The 15,688-nt window shown below is 73.1% G+C and carries 12 protein-coding genes; 6 read left to right on the top strand and 6 right to left on the bottom strand.

The genetic code is table 11. From position 1 onward, the window contains the following. Window positions 1-99: 99 nt before the first annotated feature. Both ACRAKF_RS07005 and ACRAKF_RS07000 read left to right on the top strand, forming a co-directional pair. Window positions 100-1,821, top strand: a complete 1,722-nt coding sequence (locus tag ACRAKF_RS07005; RefSeq protein ID WP_447036030.1) for a dihydroxyacetone kinase family protein — start codon at window positions 100-102, stop codon at window positions 1,819-1,821. 45 nt (window positions 1,822-1,866) lie between these two features. Then, entirely contained in the window at window positions 1,867-2,763 is an 897-nt protein-coding gene (locus tag ACRAKF_RS07000; RefSeq protein WP_447036029.1) for a bifunctional helix-turn-helix transcriptional regulator/GNAT family N-acetyltransferase, read from the top strand. A 6-nt stretch (window positions 2,764-2,769) separates the two neighbouring features. Here ACRAKF_RS07000 and ACRAKF_RS06995 read toward each other — a convergent pair whose 3' ends face one another. The 3 genes from ACRAKF_RS06995 to ACRAKF_RS06985 all read right to left on the bottom strand — a co-directional run bounded on the left by ACRAKF_RS06995 (window position 2,770) and on the right by ACRAKF_RS06985 (window position 9,733). Beyond that, window positions 2,770-4,365 carry an ABC transporter substrate-binding protein gene (locus ACRAKF_RS06995; protein WP_447036028.1) on the bottom strand — a complete coding sequence of 532 codons (1,596 nt, stop codon included), beginning with the start codon at window positions 4,363-4,365 and terminating at the stop codon, window positions 2,770-2,772. Between the two features lie 6 nt (window positions 4,366-4,371). Then, on the bottom strand, window positions 4,372-6,414 hold the full coding sequence (locus ACRAKF_RS06990) for an ATP-binding protein (RefSeq protein WP_447036026.1): 2,043 nt from the start codon (window positions 6,412-6,414) through the stop codon (window positions 4,372-4,374). Window positions 6,415-6,511: 97 nt separating this feature from the next. Then, the gene (locus ACRAKF_RS06985; RefSeq protein WP_447036025.1) at window positions 6,512-9,733 is read right to left on the bottom strand and encodes an NACHT domain-containing protein; all 3,222 of its coding nucleotides are present in this window, start codon (window positions 9,731-9,733) and stop codon (window positions 6,512-6,514) included. Window positions 9,734-9,988: 255 nt separating this feature from the next. Between ACRAKF_RS06985 and ACRAKF_RS06980 the strand changes: the two genes are divergently transcribed. From ACRAKF_RS06980 to ACRAKF_RS06970, 3 genes are all read left to right on the top strand, one after another. Further along, complete coding sequence (locus ACRAKF_RS06980) at window positions 9,989-10,396, top strand: STAS domain-containing protein (protein WP_447036024.1); 408 nt, start codon at window positions 9,989-9,991, stop codon at window positions 10,394-10,396. A 115-nt stretch (window positions 10,397-10,511) separates the two neighbouring features. After that, complete coding sequence (locus ACRAKF_RS06975; RefSeq protein ID WP_447036023.1) at window positions 10,512-11,387, top strand: SigB/SigF/SigG family RNA polymerase sigma factor; 876 nt, start codon at window positions 10,512-10,514, stop codon at window positions 11,385-11,387. 78 nt (window positions 11,388-11,465) lie between these two features. Continuing rightward, window positions 11,466-12,209, top strand: a complete 744-nt coding sequence (locus tag ACRAKF_RS06970) for a helix-turn-helix domain-containing protein (protein WP_447036022.1) — start codon at window positions 11,466-11,468, stop codon at window positions 12,207-12,209. A gap of 32 nt (window positions 12,210-12,241) precedes the next feature. On the opposite strand, the gene ACRAKF_RS06965 is transcribed toward ACRAKF_RS06970, so the two are convergent. After that, window positions 12,242-12,742, bottom strand: a complete 501-nt coding sequence (locus ACRAKF_RS06965) for a hemerythrin domain-containing protein (RefSeq protein ID WP_447036021.1) — start codon at window positions 12,740-12,742, stop codon at window positions 12,242-12,244. A 156-nt stretch (window positions 12,743-12,898) separates the two neighbouring features. Between ACRAKF_RS06965 and ACRAKF_RS06960 the strand changes: the two genes are divergently transcribed. Then, entirely contained in the window at window positions 12,899-13,471 is a 573-nt protein-coding gene (locus ACRAKF_RS06960) for an FABP family protein (protein WP_447036020.1), read from the top strand. Window positions 13,472-13,489: 18 nt separating this feature from the next. On the opposite strand, the gene ACRAKF_RS06955 is transcribed toward ACRAKF_RS06960, so the two are convergent. Further along, window positions 13,490-14,584 carry a baeRF3 domain-containing protein gene (locus ACRAKF_RS06955; RefSeq protein WP_447036019.1) on the bottom strand — a complete coding sequence of 365 codons (1,095 nt, stop codon included), beginning with the start codon at window positions 14,582-14,584 and terminating at the stop codon, window positions 13,490-13,492. A gap of 142 nt (window positions 14,585-14,726) precedes the next feature. After that, window positions 14,727-15,590, bottom strand: coding sequence for an RNA polymerase sigma factor SigF (locus ACRAKF_RS06950; RefSeq protein WP_447036018.1), 864 nt, complete (start codon window positions 15,588-15,590; stop codon window positions 14,727-14,729). Window positions 15,591-15,688: the final 98 nt, after the last annotated feature.

Raw genomic sequence — 15,688 nt, 5'->3', positions numbered from 1 at the left:
GTCTCTCCGACCTGGCCGGACCATCCCGGCACCGCCGGCCCCGCAGCCCCGCACGCAAGAACCCCCAGACCGCAGCCCCGCACCCTACGGAGAACGCGCATGAGCTACTTCCTCCCGGAGAACGATCCCGTGCTGACCGCGGCCCGCGGCCTGGCGCTCGCCCATCCCGGCATGATCGAGGTGAACAGCGGGCCGCTGTACCTGCGTGCGCGCGACCCGCACCCCGACCGCACGGTCGCGCTGGTCTCCGGCGGTGGCTCCGGCCACGAACCCCTGCACACGGGGCTGCTCGGGCGCGGCGGCCTGGACGCCGTCTGTCCCGGCGAGGTCTTCGCCTCGCCGCACAACCGGCAGATCTACGAGGCCAGCGCCGCCGCGGCCAAGAGCGGCGGTGTCCTGCACATCGTCAAGAACTACACCGGCGACGTCATCAACTTCCAGATCGCCGCCGAGCGCCTGCGGCACGACGGCATCCCGGTGGCCACCGTCCTGGTCGAGGACGACCTGGCCACGGACAGCGCCGACAGCGCGACCGGCCGCAGGGGGACCGCCGCCACGGTGGTCGTCGAGAAGCTGCTCGGCGCGGCGGCCGACCGGGGCGCGTCCCTGGAGGAGCTGGCCGACCTGGGCCGGCGGATCGTGGCCCGCTCCCGCAGCATCGCGGTGGCCGCCCGCGCCCAGACCTCGCCCACGACGTTGGCCCCGGCGTTCACCCTGGACGAGGGGACGCTGGACTACGGCGTCGGCATCCACGGCGAGCGGGGCATCCGCACCATCGCCCGCCCCGCCGTCGGCGACCTCGTACGGCGGATGACCGACGACCTCCTCGACGCCCTGCCCGAGGGCCCCGGCGAGGTGCTCGCCCTGGTCAACGGCCTCGGCGCCACCACGGAACTGGAGCTGAACGCCATCGGCGTCCTGCTGCGCGACGAGCTGACCGGCCGCGGCCTGACCCCGGTCTTCGTCGTCCCCGGCACCTTCACCGCGGCCCTCGACATGGCGGGCTTCTCCCTCACCCTGACCCGCCTGGAGGACGGCTGGGCCGATCTCTGGACGGCCCCCACCCGCACCCCGCTCGTCCTGCCCCGCCCGCTCGGCGGCGCCCGGGCCGCCGAGGAGACGGCCGCGAGCACGCCGGTCCAGGCCGCGCAGGCCGCTCCCGCCGAGGGCGTCGGCGGCGACCGCGCCCTCCTCGACCGCTACGCGGCCACCGTCGCCCAGGTGCGCGACAACCTCACCAAGCTCGACCAGCTCGTGGGCGACGGGGACTTCGGCGACAACCTGACCGGCGGGGTGCGCCGCGCGGTGAAGCTCGCCGACGAGCGCGGCCTCGACGGCACGTCCGCCCTCGCCGAAGCCTTCCTCAACGATGTCGGCGGCACCAGCGGACCCCTCTTCGGGCTGCTCTTCCAGCACCTGGCGTCCGCCGTGCCCGCGGACGGCGGGGCGCCGGAAGCTGGTGCGCTGGCCGAGGCCGCGCAGGCGGGCTTCGCCGCCATCCACCGGGTCGGCGGCGCGAGCCCCGGCGACTGCACGCTGGTCGACGCCCTCGCGCCCGCCGCCGAGTCGCTCGCCGCGTCCGCCGAGGACGGCGCCGAGGCCCCCCTCACCGAGGCGGCCCAGGCGGCCATCCGCGGCGCCCTGGCCACCGCGGCCCTGCGGCCCCGGCGCGGCAGGGCCAGCTACGTGGGGGACCACGCCCTCGGCGTCCCGGACCCCGGCGCGCTCGCCGTGGCCCTGCTGTTCATGGCCCTGGCCGACATCCACGAGCCCGCCACGGCGCCCCGGCTGCCCGCGCCGGGCCACATCACCCAGCCCTGACCCGGGCTCTGTACGCCTCGTCCATTCTCTGACTACAGTCAGGGAATGGACGAAGCTCAGGTCGAGCAGGTACGGCGGTTCAACCGCACCGTCACCGAACGCGTGGGCGTGCTCCACGACCACTACCTCGGCGGTCACCGGCCCGTCGGCGAGGCCCGGCTGCTCTGGCAGATCGGCGAAGCGGGCCAGGACGTCCGCGAGCTGCGCGAGCGCCTGGGCCTCGACTCCGGGTACGTCAGCCGACTGCTGCGCGCCCTGGAGGCCGACGGCCTGGTGACGGTGGAACCGCTGCCGGAGGACCGGCGGGTGCGCACCGTCAGGCTCACCGAGGCGGGCCGCGCGGAGTGTGCGCTGCTCGACGCCCGCAGCGACGACCTCGCCGAAGCGCTCCTGGCCCCGCTCGACGAGGGCCGGCGGGCCAGGCTCGTCGAGGCCATGGCCGAGGTCGACCGGCTGCTGACCGTCGCGGCCGTCACGCTGGACGTCGTCGACCCCGGCCACCCCGACGCCCGGAGCTGCCTGCTCGCCTACTTCACCGAACTGCGGGGCGCCTTCGAGACCGGCTTCGACCCCGCGCGCAGCCTGCTGCCCGACGCGGGGGAACTCCGGGCGCCGCACGGCCTGTTCCTCGTGGCCCGCGCCCGGGGCGAGCCCGTCGGCTGCGCGGGCCTGAAGCTGCCGGCCGGCGCCCCGGCGGAGATCAAGCGCATGTGGATCGCGCCCCGGGTCCGGGGCCTCGGCCTCGCCCGCCGCTTCCTGACCGCACTGGAGGAACAGGCGGCAGAGCACGGCCGTGACGTCCTGCGCCTGGACACCAACAAGGCGCTCACCGCCGCGATCGGCCTCTACCGCTCCCACGGCTACCGGGAGGTCCCCGCCTTCAACGACGAGCCGTACGCACACCACTGGTTCGAGAAGCGCGTCGCACCAGAAGCCTCCTAGCCACCGTCAGGCCGGGCAGGCGGTCTTCCCGGCGCCGCGGAACGTCCGGTACAGGGGCAGGTCGCGGTCCCGCGCGGTGGCCGGGTACTCGACGACCGGCACCGGCTTGCACACCGCCCACTGGTCGTTCACCCCGGGCCCCTCGAACCCGTACGCGCCGGCCGCTCCCCGCAGGCAGTTGCTGCAACCGGACGCGGTGATGCTCGGCATGATCAGGGTGTTGTAGACGTCGTTCTTCGTCAGCTTCAGCGGGGCCTTGCCGCCCTTGCCGTCGTCGCCCTCGGCGTTCTCGCGGTCCTCGTTGAACTCGCTGTACGTGCGGTCGACGGCGTCGGCGAGGAGCGTGAACGCGTCGTAATACATCACCGCGTAACCGTCGTCCAGGAACTCGGCGTCGAAGCCGTGCTTCTTGTCGAGCGTCCTGTAGCGGTCCATGAAGCGGCCGAGCGCCCGCGGCGGATCGTGCTTGCCCTGCCACCAGGCGGGATCCACCGACGAGGCGGCGACGATCGTCGCCTCCGCCTCCTTGAGCCAGCGGCCGGTCCCGTACGTGGTGAGGGTCGGTTCGAGCCCGATGCCCACCTTGAGCAGCCGCAGCCGCCCGCTGCGTCCGCAGTCGCCCTCCTGCGCGAGACGCTTGACGAAGGCGGGCAGGTCCTGGTCGCGCCCGGCGAAGAAGACGGTGTCCGAGCGGGCCGCGCAGATCTTCTGCGCGGCGTCGGTGAACCGCCGGGGGATGCCCTTGTCCATGCCCGAGGAGCCGGTGAAGTTGGAGTTGTTGCCCTTGAAGTCGTACGCCTTGCCGAAGTGCTTCTCGAAGACCTCGCGCAGGTTCTGCGAGTAGACGTCCTCACTGCGGTTGTCCCAGACGAGGAACCCCTTCTTCGTCTGCGGCTCCTCCTTCAGGTACTGCTTCAGGGCACCGGCGAACTGCTCGTTGTTCGGCGAGGTCTTGAAGAACTGGTCGGAGTTCATGTCCGCCGCGGTGATGACGGGCCCGATGGTCGGAATGCCGGCCTTGCTGAGCGCGTCTATGGCCTGCCGGGTCTCGGGCGTGCTGCTGGGAATGCCGGTGACCCCGACCAGCGGGGCCTCCTTGGCCGCGGCCAGCTCACCGAGCCGCTTGACGACGGGATCCCACTGTTCGAGGTTGCGCCCGTCCGGCGCGAGCAGCAGCTGATAGTGCGGACCGCTGGCGCTGTTGGCCTCCTGCTGGGCGGCCAGCGCCCCGGCCAGCCCCCGGCGGATCATGTCCGTGGTCATCGCGCTGGACTCGTCCGCGGTAAAGGGCATCATCAGCGCGATGCGTACGTACGGGATCCGGGCGCCGTTGTCGGTGGGGGAATCGGCGTCCCTGCGTACCTTCTCGTTCTCGGCGGCGACCGCCTCGATCAGGCTCCGCAGGCGTGGATCGGCGTCGAAGGCGCGCGCGGTGACACCGATGCAGTCGTCGCCGATCTCGGCCAGGTCGTCACCGCACCTGCCGGGCCCGCGTGCCCCGAGGGCGAGAAGGACGGTCACCACTGCGGCGATCACGGCGAGGCCGAGGACACCGGCCCACTCGATCGGTCCCCACTCGCGGGGATGACGACGGAACAGCATGCTGCCTCACTGTCCTGGTATCGGAAGGGGGCGCTTGTCGCGGGCCGAGGCGGGCCACCTGCGGGCCGCCTGGCCGAGCGCGACGCGCCAGGAAGGGTGGCGCAGCGAGAGATAGGCCAGCTCGTGCTCGATGGCGGCGCACGTGTCGGGGTCCGGCTCGGTGTGCGGCTCCGAGAGATACCACAGGGCGTGCAGCAGGCGGTTGACGCAGCGTTCGACGTCGTCCAGGTGGGCGTAGCGGCCGTCGTGCGCGCCGAGTGCCGTCCGCAGGCGGTCGTCCTCCCAGTCGCGGGCGGGCGGCGTCGGCGCCGTGGCGGCGTACTTCAGGCACAGCAGCCAGTGCCCCGCGCCCCGCTCGTCCTGCTCGGACTGGAACTCCTCCGCGAGGGAGGCCACCACCGTCTCCACGCCTCCGGCGGCGAGCATGTGCCGCAGGGCGTCGGCCTCGCCGCCCTCACCGCGCTGGGCGTGGTGGTTCTGGAGGAAGCGGTGGATCTCCTGCCAGCCGCGGCTGTCCTCGGGCCCCGGCGAGAGCCTGCGGGCCTCGTGCACGAGGAGCGTCCGCAGCAGCGGATCCGTCACCAGCGGGCTCTCCGGAGGCGTCAGGCGCTGCCAGTGCTGCTGTTCCAGGTAGTCGGTGACGGCGTTCGCGGGCAGTTGCTCGGGCCCTTCGAGACGCAGCCGTGTCGCGAGGGCCTCGGCGGCCGTGCTGTCCCTGGCGAGGGAGAGGAGGGTGAGCCGGTCGCGCTGGCGGCGGTCGGGCAGCAGCCGTTCGAGCAGCACCTCGCCGACGGGGCGGCCGTCCTCGGCGCACAGCTCCAGGAGGTCCCGCGGGGCGACGGCGCGGCCCGCGTGGGTCGCGGCGCGGACCGCCGAGCACAGCGTGGTCGTGGCGGCGGGGTGGCCGCCGGTCAGGGTGTGCAGGGCCGAGGCGAGATACGGGTGGAGCGGGGCGCCCGCGGAGCCGGCCGCGAGCAGCGGCAGCACGTCGTCGCGGCTCAGCGGCGTCAGGGGGACGGTGAGCAGCCCCGCCGACGGCGAGGTGCCGAGGCGCTCCCAGCCGGAGGAGACGGTCAGGTCCGCCAGTTCGCGCCGGACGGGGCCGGGGTCGCTCCGCGGCGCCTCGCCGAGCCGGGTGGCCACCACGACCAGTTCCTCGCGCTCCGGGGACTCGGTGTGGGCGCGGTGTTCGAGGAGCAGGTCGAGGAAGCGCCGCCCCGCGGGCAGGTGCACGTCGTCCAGGAGCACCAGCGGCCAGGGCTCGCGGTTCCAGCGCTGCAACCGGCCGTACGAGCCCGCGACGTCGTGCCGCAGCGCCGCCATGAGCGTCTGCTCGACCGCGTGCCGGTAGTCGCCGCCCTGGTGGTACCAGTCGCCGAGCAGCTCCAGGGGGTCGGTGCCCTCGTCGAAGCGGGGGAAGCGCCCCCGGTACCAGTCGCGCTCCGCTCCGGCCCGGTGCTGGTCGGTGTAGGCGCCGTGCAGGGCGCGGGAGACGGCCGCCGGTCCCGCCGCCGGGTGCCCGGTCCGTGCCTCGGCCGCGCCGGCCCAGGTCTGCCGCAGCTCCTGCTCGGGCCCTTCGGCCAGCCGGCAGGCGATCAGGAGCCGGGCGAGGCGCAGACACACCGCGTCCCGCTCCGAGTCGTCCCCCGGCTCCCAGCTCGACACGGCGAACAGACCGGGGAGGAGGACGGGAAAGGGCCGCCGGTAGGACGGCGCGAGCTGCCGTGCCAGCTCGGTGAGGACGCCCACCAGATCGGTGGCGACGGCGGCGTCCCCGTCCGCTGCGGCCGCCGCGAACGCCGGGGGGCCGGGCGGAGCGACACCGACGTGGGCGAGAGGCAGCCGGTTGCGGTAGTGCGCCGCCAGTTCCCGCAGGACCGCGGTGCGCCCCATGCCGTGACGGCCCGTCACCAGGACGACGGGCAGGTCGTGCTGGAACTCCCTGGCGGTACGGGCCCGCTCGTCGTACTTCAGGCCGGTGAGCCGGGGGATGAGCGCGCGCAGGAGGGGGTCCCTGCCGTACAGCGGGGTGTCTTCCGCTCTGCTCATCCGACTGGTTCCCGCCTCCGTGGTGTCGATACCTGTGCCAACCGTGCTTGGGGGGTCAGAACTTACCGTGGGCGACAGACCGTTTCCAGTCCGTTGATCAGGCCTGTGGATAACGGGAGAGCTCGACGTGGCCGGGCAGCGTATCGGCGCCCCGCACGTCGCCGGGATAGGTCAGGCGGACCTTGCGCAGCCGGGGCAGCGAGGCGAGCGAGGCGAGGTCGACATCGGCGGCCTCCGCGATGTGGACCTCCTCGAGGCCCGGCAGCCGCAGGGCGATCTTGCGCAACGGCACGGCGGTTCCGGTCCCCGCGTGCACGTCCAGGCGGGTCACCTGGGGCAGCCGCGTGCGCGGCGCGAACAGCAGGGCGCTGAGCTGAGCCGCGGTCAGCGCGAGCGTACGCAGCTCGGCGAGCTCGCCGAGCAGGGCTCCCCAGGAGTCGGGCGCGAGCCGCTCGCTCGCCTCTTGCAGGCGCAGTTCCCTCAGGTCGCGGCAGGCCACGATGTCCGCGAGGCGCGTCGCGGTCGGCGGCAGCGACAGCACCCGCAGCCGGTCGGGACCCGGCAGGTCGGCGAGGCCGCGCCACGGCACGTCCGCGCCGATGAGCAGCGTGTCGAGCCGCGGGCACCCGGCCAGCGCGTGCAGCGGCTCGAAGCGCGGCAGGTCCCGCAGTTCGAGGCGCCGCAGGCGGGGGAGCCGGGTGAGCGCCACGGGGTCCTGGACGTTGCGGCACCCGCGCAGCCCCAGCGACTCCAGCTCCGCGAAGCCGTCGAGGACGTCGAGGGAGTCCAGGGAGAGCGCGTCGCGCAGCAGCAGTTCCCGCAGCCGTCGGGGGTCGAGCGCGGCGCGGATGTCGGCCGCCGAGAAGTCACCCTGAAGGCTGACGCGCCGACAGCTCCGCATGGACCCCAGCGCCTCGAGCTGCTCGCGCGAACGGACCGTCACCCGGTCGTCCGGCGCGATGTCCAGGAGCGGACCCACGACCTCCTCGGCGTATGTCGTGGTGTCGAACCGGTCCCAGTGGTTCAGCAGTTGCGCGCGTACGGCGGGCTGGCCCGTGTGCAGGAACTGCCGCAGGCGGGGAATGGCGGCGTCCCCGCCGATCTGGCAGATCGCGTGCACGGTGGCCAGCTCCTCGTCGCCCGTCACGGCGTCCGCGGCCGGCAGCAGGCCGAAGAGCAGCGGCCCCGTCCGGGCCAGCGCCCTGGCCTCGCGCAGGCTGCGGGGCGGCAGGAGCCGCGCGGCCTGGCTCTCGATCGCCTCGCGCACGGCGGGCGCGACGCTGGTGGCCTGCTCCAGCGAGGCGAGCGCGAGCAGCCGAAGCCGTGCCTGGACGGCCGGGTCCTTCTCCCGCTCGCCCCGCTCGCGCAGCCGGGTGAGCAGCTCGCCGCGCTCGTGGTGGCGGGCCTGGGCGACGACCATCTGCACGACGTCCTCCCACTGCTCCAGGTGCGCGTTGTTCACCAGCATCCCCATGTCGCGCTCTTCGAGCACGGCCTGGGCGCCCAGGAAGTCCTGGAAGGTGCGGTGGATGAAGTCGACGGCCCCCGGGCCCGGTTCGCGGAGCAGCCCCGAGCGTTCGAGGAGCAACTGGAGGACGTCCTCGGCCTCACCGAGTTCCGTCAGGCGCTCGACCGAGGGCATCAGGCGGCGTACGACGTCGACGGCGTCCGCACGGTCGAGCTGGGTCCGTTCGTTGCGGATCAGCCAGTAGGCGAGGCGCCGCAGCGGTTCCGTGGCGGACTTCTGGTCGAGCTGCGGGGTGTCGCCGCCGTTGCCGTAGACCTCGCGCTCGACGTCCCGCCGCTCCAGGAGCATGGCCAGGGCGGCTTCGTAGAGCGAGGCGCGGCCACGGGGCAGGAAGCCGCGGCGCTCCCGGTGCAGGGCGCAGATCAGCCCGCACATCAGCGGGTTCGTCGCGAGGCGGCTCAGCTCCGGCCTGCTGCGCAGGGCGAGGGTGAGCGATTCGCCGAGCCGGGCGGGCGCACCGGCCGCCGCGTGCCAGCGGTCGATGAAGAGCCGCATGTCGGCGGGGCGCATCTCGCTCAGCGCGAACTCCCGGAAACCCTCACGCTTCAGCCAGCCCTGTTCGAGGGCGGAGGGTCGCGAGGTCAGCAGCCACAGGTTGCCGGGGAAGACCGCGAGGAGTTTCTTCAGCCAGGCCTTGACCCGGTTGCGCTCGCCCTTGGGGATCTCGTCCGCCCCGTCGATGAGCATCACCGCGCGGCCGTGCCGCAGCACGCGCGCGGCCCAGCCGTCCGGCTCGGTGCCGACCAGGGGGCAGTCGATCCAGTGCAGGAAGTCCTGCGGCATCGGTAGCCCGGCGCCCTTGCGGGTCAGGGCGCGCAGCGGCATCACGAACGGCACGCGCCCCACGAGCTGGGACAGGCCGCCCGGCACCCGGTCCTGCCGTGCGGTGGTGAGGGCGAGCCACTGGACGAGCGTCGTCTTGCCGGTGCCCGCCACGCCGCGCAGCAGGACCCGGTCGTGGGTGGCGAGGGCGGCCTCCACCGGAGCCGGCGTGCGCTCGGGCGACTCGCGGTCCGTGCCCGGTTCGCCGTCGGCCGCCGCCGCACCCTCGCCGGGGCCACGGGCCGGGACGGCCTCCAGGCTGAGGTAGGCGCTCTCCAGCGGCCACTCCTGGCCCTCGGGCTCGCGCAGGTCGACGCCGTGGATGGTCAGCCTGCCGTGACTCTGGACCACGTAGCGCGCGTACTCCTCCTCGAAGCGGGTGTCCTGCACCGAGATGTCGGGGAGGCGCTCCAGAATCCGCTGGAGCCGTTCGCTCTGCTCGCGGATCTCCCGGCTCTGCTCGACCTGGGTGCGTGCCGCGAACCCGGGCTGCTCGCTGAAGAACCGCACCACGTGTACGCAGGACGTCTCCAGGAGCCGGTCGTGGAAACGGGCGGCGTCGTCGCTGAGGAGCGTGCGGGTCTCCGGGCCCGCCCGCCGCGACAGCTCCTCGGCCAGCTTCTCGGGTCCGAGCGCGAAGGCCTGTACGTCGCTCATGTCGAGGTCGCCGAGGGCGTGCAGCGTGCGGGTCAGCGCGAGGCCGACGGCGTCCTTCTCGTCGGCGCCGACCGGCGGGTCGTGCGGACCGGCCGACCGCACGGCCCTGCGCACCAGCTCGCGCGCGACGCGGTGCAGATCGTCCTCGGTGAGGGTGCGGTGCTCGCGGGAGAACGCCATGAGACGCCGTATGGGGACGGGGCGGTCCCCGAACTCCGCGCCGGGCACCTTCGCGGCCGGCAGCAGCAACCGTTTGAGCAGGGGGGCGATCACCGCCGAGGCGATGCGCAGCCCTACCGTGCCGCCGTCCACGCGCTCCCCTTCCACCGCTGTGCCCCCGAACTCCTCGCCGTCCGCGGGCCGATGACCGCACAAGCGTAGCCGCGGGAGCCGCCGGAGTATTCGAACGGCGTGATCGCTCAGCGCTGTTGGGGCGCCGCGGGCGGCGTGAGCGAGAAAACGCAATCGCTCCGCTGCCCGGCGAGATGCGGGGCACAATTCCCCGTAGGAGTGCCCATCACCGGACACCGCGAGCGGTGCGGCGCCGCGGGGAGCAGGGAGGCGCCGATGTCGACGCAGGCGCACCGTCTGATCATCACGCAGCTCGCGAGCTGCGACGACTGCGCTGTCCTGCGGGTCACCGGCGAACTCGACCGGGGCGCAGAGGAACTCTTCATGGGCACGCTGGGAGCGTGCGTCGACGCGGGCCACCGGCACCTGGTCCTGGACACCACCGCCCTGTCGTTCTGTGACTCGCGGGGCCTCAACTGCCTGCTCGCCATGCGGTGGCTGCTTCAGCGCCGCGGCGGCAAGCTGCTGCTCGCGGGCGCGGGGCGGCGGCTGACCGAACTCCTCTCCCGTACCGGCAGCACCGATCTGATCCCCAGTCACCGCACCGTCGGCCTCGCCCTGGGCGAGCTGCCGGAGGCGCACCGTCCGGTCTGGCCGCCGACCGCTCCGGCGCGCGAAGCGTGACGGCCTTCTCACAGAGCGTGAAAAACGAGTGAATGTGACGGAGGATCGGGGGTACCTGGCAGTCCACGACGTGCTTCCCGCCAGGGAAGTGTCCTGGATCGCCTCAGGAGCGAGGATGACGACAACGACCGGTGCGGGCGCAGGTGGCACGGCCTGCGCCGAACGCGGGACCGCCGCCCCGCGCGCGGACGGGGCGGCGCGGCCGCCCGAACTGCCCGCCCCCGCCGCCTCGGTGACCGCCGCCGACGCCAAGGAGCTCTCCAAGGCCCTCTTCGCGCGGCTCGGCGCTCTCCAGGAGGGCACGCCCGAGTACTCCTACGTGCGCAACTCGCTGGTGGAGCTCAACCTCGCCCTGGTGCGTTACGCCGTACGTCGCGTGGGGGCGCGCGGGGAGTCGTACGAGGACGTCGTGCAGGTCGGCACCATCGGGCTCATCAAGGCGATCAACCGGTTCGACCCGGGGCGCGGCATCGAGTTCCCGACCTTCGCCATGCCGACGGTCATGGGCGAGATCAAGAGGTACTTCCGCGACGCGACGTGGGCCGTCCACGTCCCGCGCCGCCTTCAGGAGCTCCGCTCCGACCTGAGCAGGGCCACCGCCGGCCTGGAACAGGAGTACGGGCGGACGCCGACCGCTGCCGAGATCGCCCGGTACCTGGACCTCGACGCGGAGACGGTGGCCGAGGGGCTGATCGCCGCCAACGGCTATGCCAGCACCTCCCTGGACCAGCCGGTCGACTTCGAGGGCGCCTTCTCCGACCACATCGGACGCCCGGACGCCGGCCTGGAGAGGGTCGAGGACCTGCACGCGCTCAAGCCGCTCATCGCCGAACTCCCCGATCGCGACCGGCACATCCTCGCCATGCGGTACTCGGCGGAGATGACCCAGAGCGCCATCGGCGAGGAGCTGGGCATCTCCCAGATGCACGTCTCCCGCATCCTGACCCGTACCCTCGCGAGGCTGCGGGCGAAGCTCACCACGCTCCGCTAGGGGGCCCCGCCGGCCGTCTCGCGAAGCACTTCCAAGATCCTCACCGGGCGTGGCCCGGGGCAATCGTGAGGAGAGATCTTGCAGGACTCGACGCGGAAGTCCCCTAACGGACCCACGCTCATCGGTTCGGTCCAGCGTGCCCTGCGCCTGCTCTCGGCGCTGGAGCACCACGGGGGCCGGGCGACGGCCAAACAGCTGGCCCGTGACACCCGGCTGCCCCTGGCCACCGCCTACCACCTGCTGCGCACGCTCCAGCACGAAGGGGCCGTGTTCAACGAGTACGGGCACTACCTCCTGCCCCCTCCGGTGGTCACGTCCGCCCCGAGCAGGGAGTTCGTGCAGACCTGGCTCGACAGCGTCGGCAGGGACCTGCACACCGTCACCTACCTCGTGGTGCACCGGGCCGGCGACATCGAGGTCACCGCGGTCTCCTGGCACCCGCTCTGCGGTTTACCCGCCGACCCGGAGCGGCTCTCCGCCACCGCCTACGCGCATGCCGCGGGGCAGAGTCTCCTCGCCCGCCTCGGGGAGGAGCAGCAGCGGGCGCACCTGGCGCGCCACCCCGTGGAGCCGCTCACCCCCCATACGGCGCCCGACACCGAGGCGGCCCTGCGCAAGCTGGCCCGGATTCCGCCGTTCTCCCCGGTGGTGGAGCTGGAGGAGCTCGCCACCGGCTACGCGTCCGCCGCGGTGCCGGTCTCCGTCGGAGCGGTCCACGCGGCGGTGGCCTTCTCGGTGCGCATGGACCGTTCCGGTGAACTGGGCAGCATGACGGCCTGGTTGAAAGCGCGCACGGAGGACGTGCTGCGCTCCCTCGCTTAGGACTTCACGACTGCTCAGGACGTCACGACTGCTCAGGACTTCACGACGCGGCGGACGTTCTCGACGCGACCGCAGTTCTGTTCGAGCTGCTTGGCGCGTTCCTCGGCGAAGGCGGCTCCCAGCTCCTCGCGGCGCTCCGCCGCGACGTTCTCACGCGCGCCGTTGAGGATCGTCCGCTCCTCCTCGTCGGCGTGGTGGGTCACCGCCTCGACGAGCTTCTCCAGCTTCTCGTCCCACTCCTCGGAGCCCACCTCGTCGACCTCCAGGAGGGCGAGCAGCGCCTCGTTGCCCTCCTCGTGCTCCTCGACTCCGTGCTCGACCTCGCCGTTCTCGATGTCCCGGTACCGCTTGAGCGCGGGGTAGACCTCGGCCTCCTCGGCGAGCGCGTGCGCGATGAGCAGGTCGGCGAACTCGCGCAGCGCCGCCGCCCGGTCCTCCTCGACGCTGCGCATGAGACGGAAGAGGTCCTCCATCCGCCGGTGGTCCCGGAGAATCAGGGCGACGACGTCACCCGACCCGGCCTTCTTCGCCATGGCTGTGCTCCTTCTCGGTTCACGCGGTGATGCGCCCGGTGCGCCCGATGGTGCGTGTGGTGCGCCCGTGCGGTGGTGCTCCGAGCGATGAGTACCCCGGACGCGGCCCTAGGCTTCCTGTCCTGCCCCCCACTACCCCGAATTCAGGAGCACACCGTGTTCGATCCCGCCCCCGGGCATCCCTACCCCGACGGCCTCCACGCGGACGAGGCGCCCACCGCGCACGCCCTGCTGGCGCCCGTGCTCGGCCTCCTCGGCACCTGGCGCGGCACGGGCCGCGGCGAGTACCCGACCCTCGACCAGGACTTCACCTACGAGCAGGAGGTCACCTTCAGCCATGACGGGCGCCCCTTCCTCCGCTACGACTCCCGGGCCTGGCTGACCGACGCCGAAGGACGGCCGCTGCGCCCCTCGGCCAGGGAGAGCGGCTGGTGGCGGCTACAGCCCGAGGGACGGGTGGAGGCGCTGATCACGCAGCCCACCGGCATCGCGGAGATCTGCGTCGGCCACGCCGCCGACGGCACGGTCGACCTCGCCACCCATGAGGTGGCCCTCACCCCCACGGCCAAACAGGTGGACGCCACGCGCCGCCGCTACACCCTGGCCGGGCCCGGCACGCTCACCTTCGAGCACGACCTCGCGGCGGTCGGGGTCGCGCTGCGCCACCACCTGGCGGCGCGGCTCACCCGCGGCGGCCACCCGGCGCCCACGCCCGGACCGAAGGGGTAGGCCGGGCCGCCGCCGTGTTCAGTAGCGCAGGGCGGCGACGATCCGGCCCTGGTCGGCGAGGGCGTCCGCCGGCACGAAGCGGACCTGCGCGCCCGTTTCCATGGCGTGCTCCACCACTTCGTCGACGATGTCGTCGTGGGCGTCCAGATCGTCCGCTTCGGCCGGTACGAGATGCCCGCCCGCCTCTCGTACGGTCGCCCGGTAGGTGTCCTCCACGGCGAGCAGCCGCACCCGTCCCTCCGTGGCGTGGTGCCAGACCTCGTCGAGCCCCGCGGCGAGCCGCTTGTGGTCGCGGGCGTCCTCCAGCTCGCGGAGCGTGGTGCCGAGCTCCGACTCGTCCCGCGCGGCGAGCAGGGGCGCCATCGCCTGCCGCACCTCCGCCGCCGTGCCCCCGGCGAGCCCGCTGTGCGGGACCGGTGTGGCCCCCTCGGTGAACATGCCGAGTTCGTCGAGGAGAGAGAGGGCGGCGGCCTCCCCGGCGACGTACACGGGACGGGGCCGGACGGCCAGGATGCCGCTCACCGCCCGGACCGCCCCGCGCAGGAAGCCGCGGGCGCGCTCGGAGCGGAAGGTGCTCGGCAAATCCCCGATCCGTTCCTTGCGCTCGGCGTCGGGGTCGGCGAGGTCACGGGTCAGCGGGAAGCCGTCGGCCGTGTGCTCGGTGACGTCCGCCGCCGAGCCGTCCCACAGCGTGACGCGGCCGGCGGCGACGGCGAGCAGCCAGTAGGCGCGCTCGGCGGCCTGGGCCGCCACGAGGTTGCGGGTCAGGAAGGTGTCCGAGAGCACCACGCGCGCGGGCACCGTGCGGGCCAGCGACCACACCTGGTGTTCGCCCGGCGCGGCGAAGAGCGCGAGGCCGTCCTCGGTGCGCACCGGGTCGATCTCGGCCACCGCGCGGTCCAGCGCCGTGGCGACCTCGGCCCGGCGTTCCCGGGTGACGGCGGGATCTTCCTGGAGCCGCTTCCCTGCCTCGGCCACCAGATTGCGCAGCCGCACGGCGTTCTGTGCCTTCTCCGGTCCCGCGCGGTGCGTGGGCAGCAGCACCGTGACCGCGGGATAGGCCCGCGGCCTGCGGAGGTCGGCGAGTACGTCCGGGGTGAGGGAGGGGTGCATGGCGGCCTTCCGGAAGGGGGCGGCGGCGACGAAAGCACCATATGCCGGACATGGGGCCCTCGCTTCCCGGATCGGCCCGCAGGGTGAGCGCTACGGCGGACGAGCGCTCACCCGGGCGATGGCCGACACGGGGCCGCCGCTCTCAACCGGCGGCGGGGAGCATGCCCTCGCGCAGGTTCGACAAGGTCCGGGAGAGCAGCCGGGACACCTGCATCTGGGAGACGCCGAGGTGCTCGCCGATCTGGGACTGGGTCAGCTCCTCCACGAAGCGCAGGTGCAGGATCTCCCGGTCGCGCTCGGGCAGCTCCGCGATGAGGGGCGCGAGCGCGTGGAAGTCCTCCACCAGCTCCAGGCCGGGATCGACCTCGCCTATGAAGTCGGCGAGCGGCGTCTCGTCGGTGGAGTCGCCGTGCAGGACCGCGTCGAGAGAGGAGGAGTTGTAACCGTTGGAGGCGAGGCGGGCCTCGATGACCTCTTCGGGGGTCAGGTTCATCAGCGCGGCCAGCTCGTCGACCGTGGGGGAGCGGCCGAGGCGGCTGCTGAGCTCCTCCGTGGCCTTGGCGAGTTCGACCCGGGCCTCCTGGAGGCGGCGGGGAACGTGCACGGCCCAGGACGTGTCACGGAAGAAGCGCTTGATCTCACCGACGATGTAAGGGACCGCGAACGTGGCGAACTGGACCTCGCGGGAGAGCTCGAAACGGTCGATGGCCTTGATGAGGCCGATCATGCCGACCTGGACGACGTCCTCCATCTCGTCGCTGCGGTTGCGGAACCGCCCGGCGGCGTAACGGACCAGGGACATGTTCAGTTCGATCAGCGTATTGCGGACGTACTGGTGCTGATGTGTCCCCTCCTCCAACACGGCGAGCTGGTCGAAGAACAACTGGGACAGGGCGCGGGCGTCCTTCGGCGACACCGCCTGGGGGTCGACGATCTCCGGCAGGTCCGTGACCGCCGGCACCTCCGCGACGCCGGTATCCGTCTTTGTTCCGATGGCCATCGTCATGTCAACCTCTCAGTTCGCCAGCCGACGTCCTCTCCTACGGGCTGGTGGCGCCCGGTTACCCCTCCTTCCGCGCTTCATGTCCCCGTCGACGGTGCGAA

The organism is Streptomyces sp. DSM 118878, assembly GCF_052936595.1.
Note: the sequence above shows the minus strand (reverse complement) of the source record. Positions and strands in the feature narration are given on the sequence as shown.

What these genes read in the sequence shown, in the direction of transcription:
- ACRAKF_RS06965 (WP_447036021.1), bottom strand. Translation starts at nt 12,742, where the DNA reads ATGGCGAAGAAGGCCGGGTCGGGTGACGTCGTCGCCCTGATTCTCCGG.
- ACRAKF_RS06980 (WP_447036024.1), top strand. Translation starts at nt 9,989, where the DNA reads ATGTCGACGCAGGCGCACCGTCTGATCATCACGCAGCTCGCGAGCTGC.
- ACRAKF_RS07005 (WP_447036030.1), top strand. Translation starts at nt 100, where the DNA reads ATGAGCTACTTCCTCCCGGAGAACGATCCCGTGCTGACCGCGGCCCGC.
- ACRAKF_RS06955 (WP_447036019.1), bottom strand. Translation starts at nt 14,584, where the DNA reads ATGCACCCCTCCCTCACCCCGGACGTACTCGCCGACCTCCGCAGGCCG.
- ACRAKF_RS06975 (WP_447036023.1), top strand. Translation starts at nt 10,512, where the DNA reads ATGACGACAACGACCGGTGCGGGCGCAGGTGGCACGGCCTGCGCCGAA.
- ACRAKF_RS06950 (WP_447036018.1), bottom strand. Translation starts at nt 15,590, where the DNA reads ATGACGATGGCCATCGGAACAAAGACGGATACCGGCGTCGCGGAGGTG.
- ACRAKF_RS06995 (WP_447036028.1), bottom strand. Translation starts at nt 4,365, where the DNA reads ATGCTGTTCCGTCGTCATCCCCGCGAGTGGGGACCGATCGAGTGGGCC.
- ACRAKF_RS07000 (WP_447036029.1), top strand. Translation starts at nt 1,867, where the DNA reads ATGGACGAAGCTCAGGTCGAGCAGGTACGGCGGTTCAACCGCACCGTC.
- ACRAKF_RS06990 (WP_447036026.1), bottom strand. Translation starts at nt 6,414, where the DNA reads ATGAGCAGAGCGGAAGACACCCCGCTGTACGGCAGGGACCCCCTCCTG.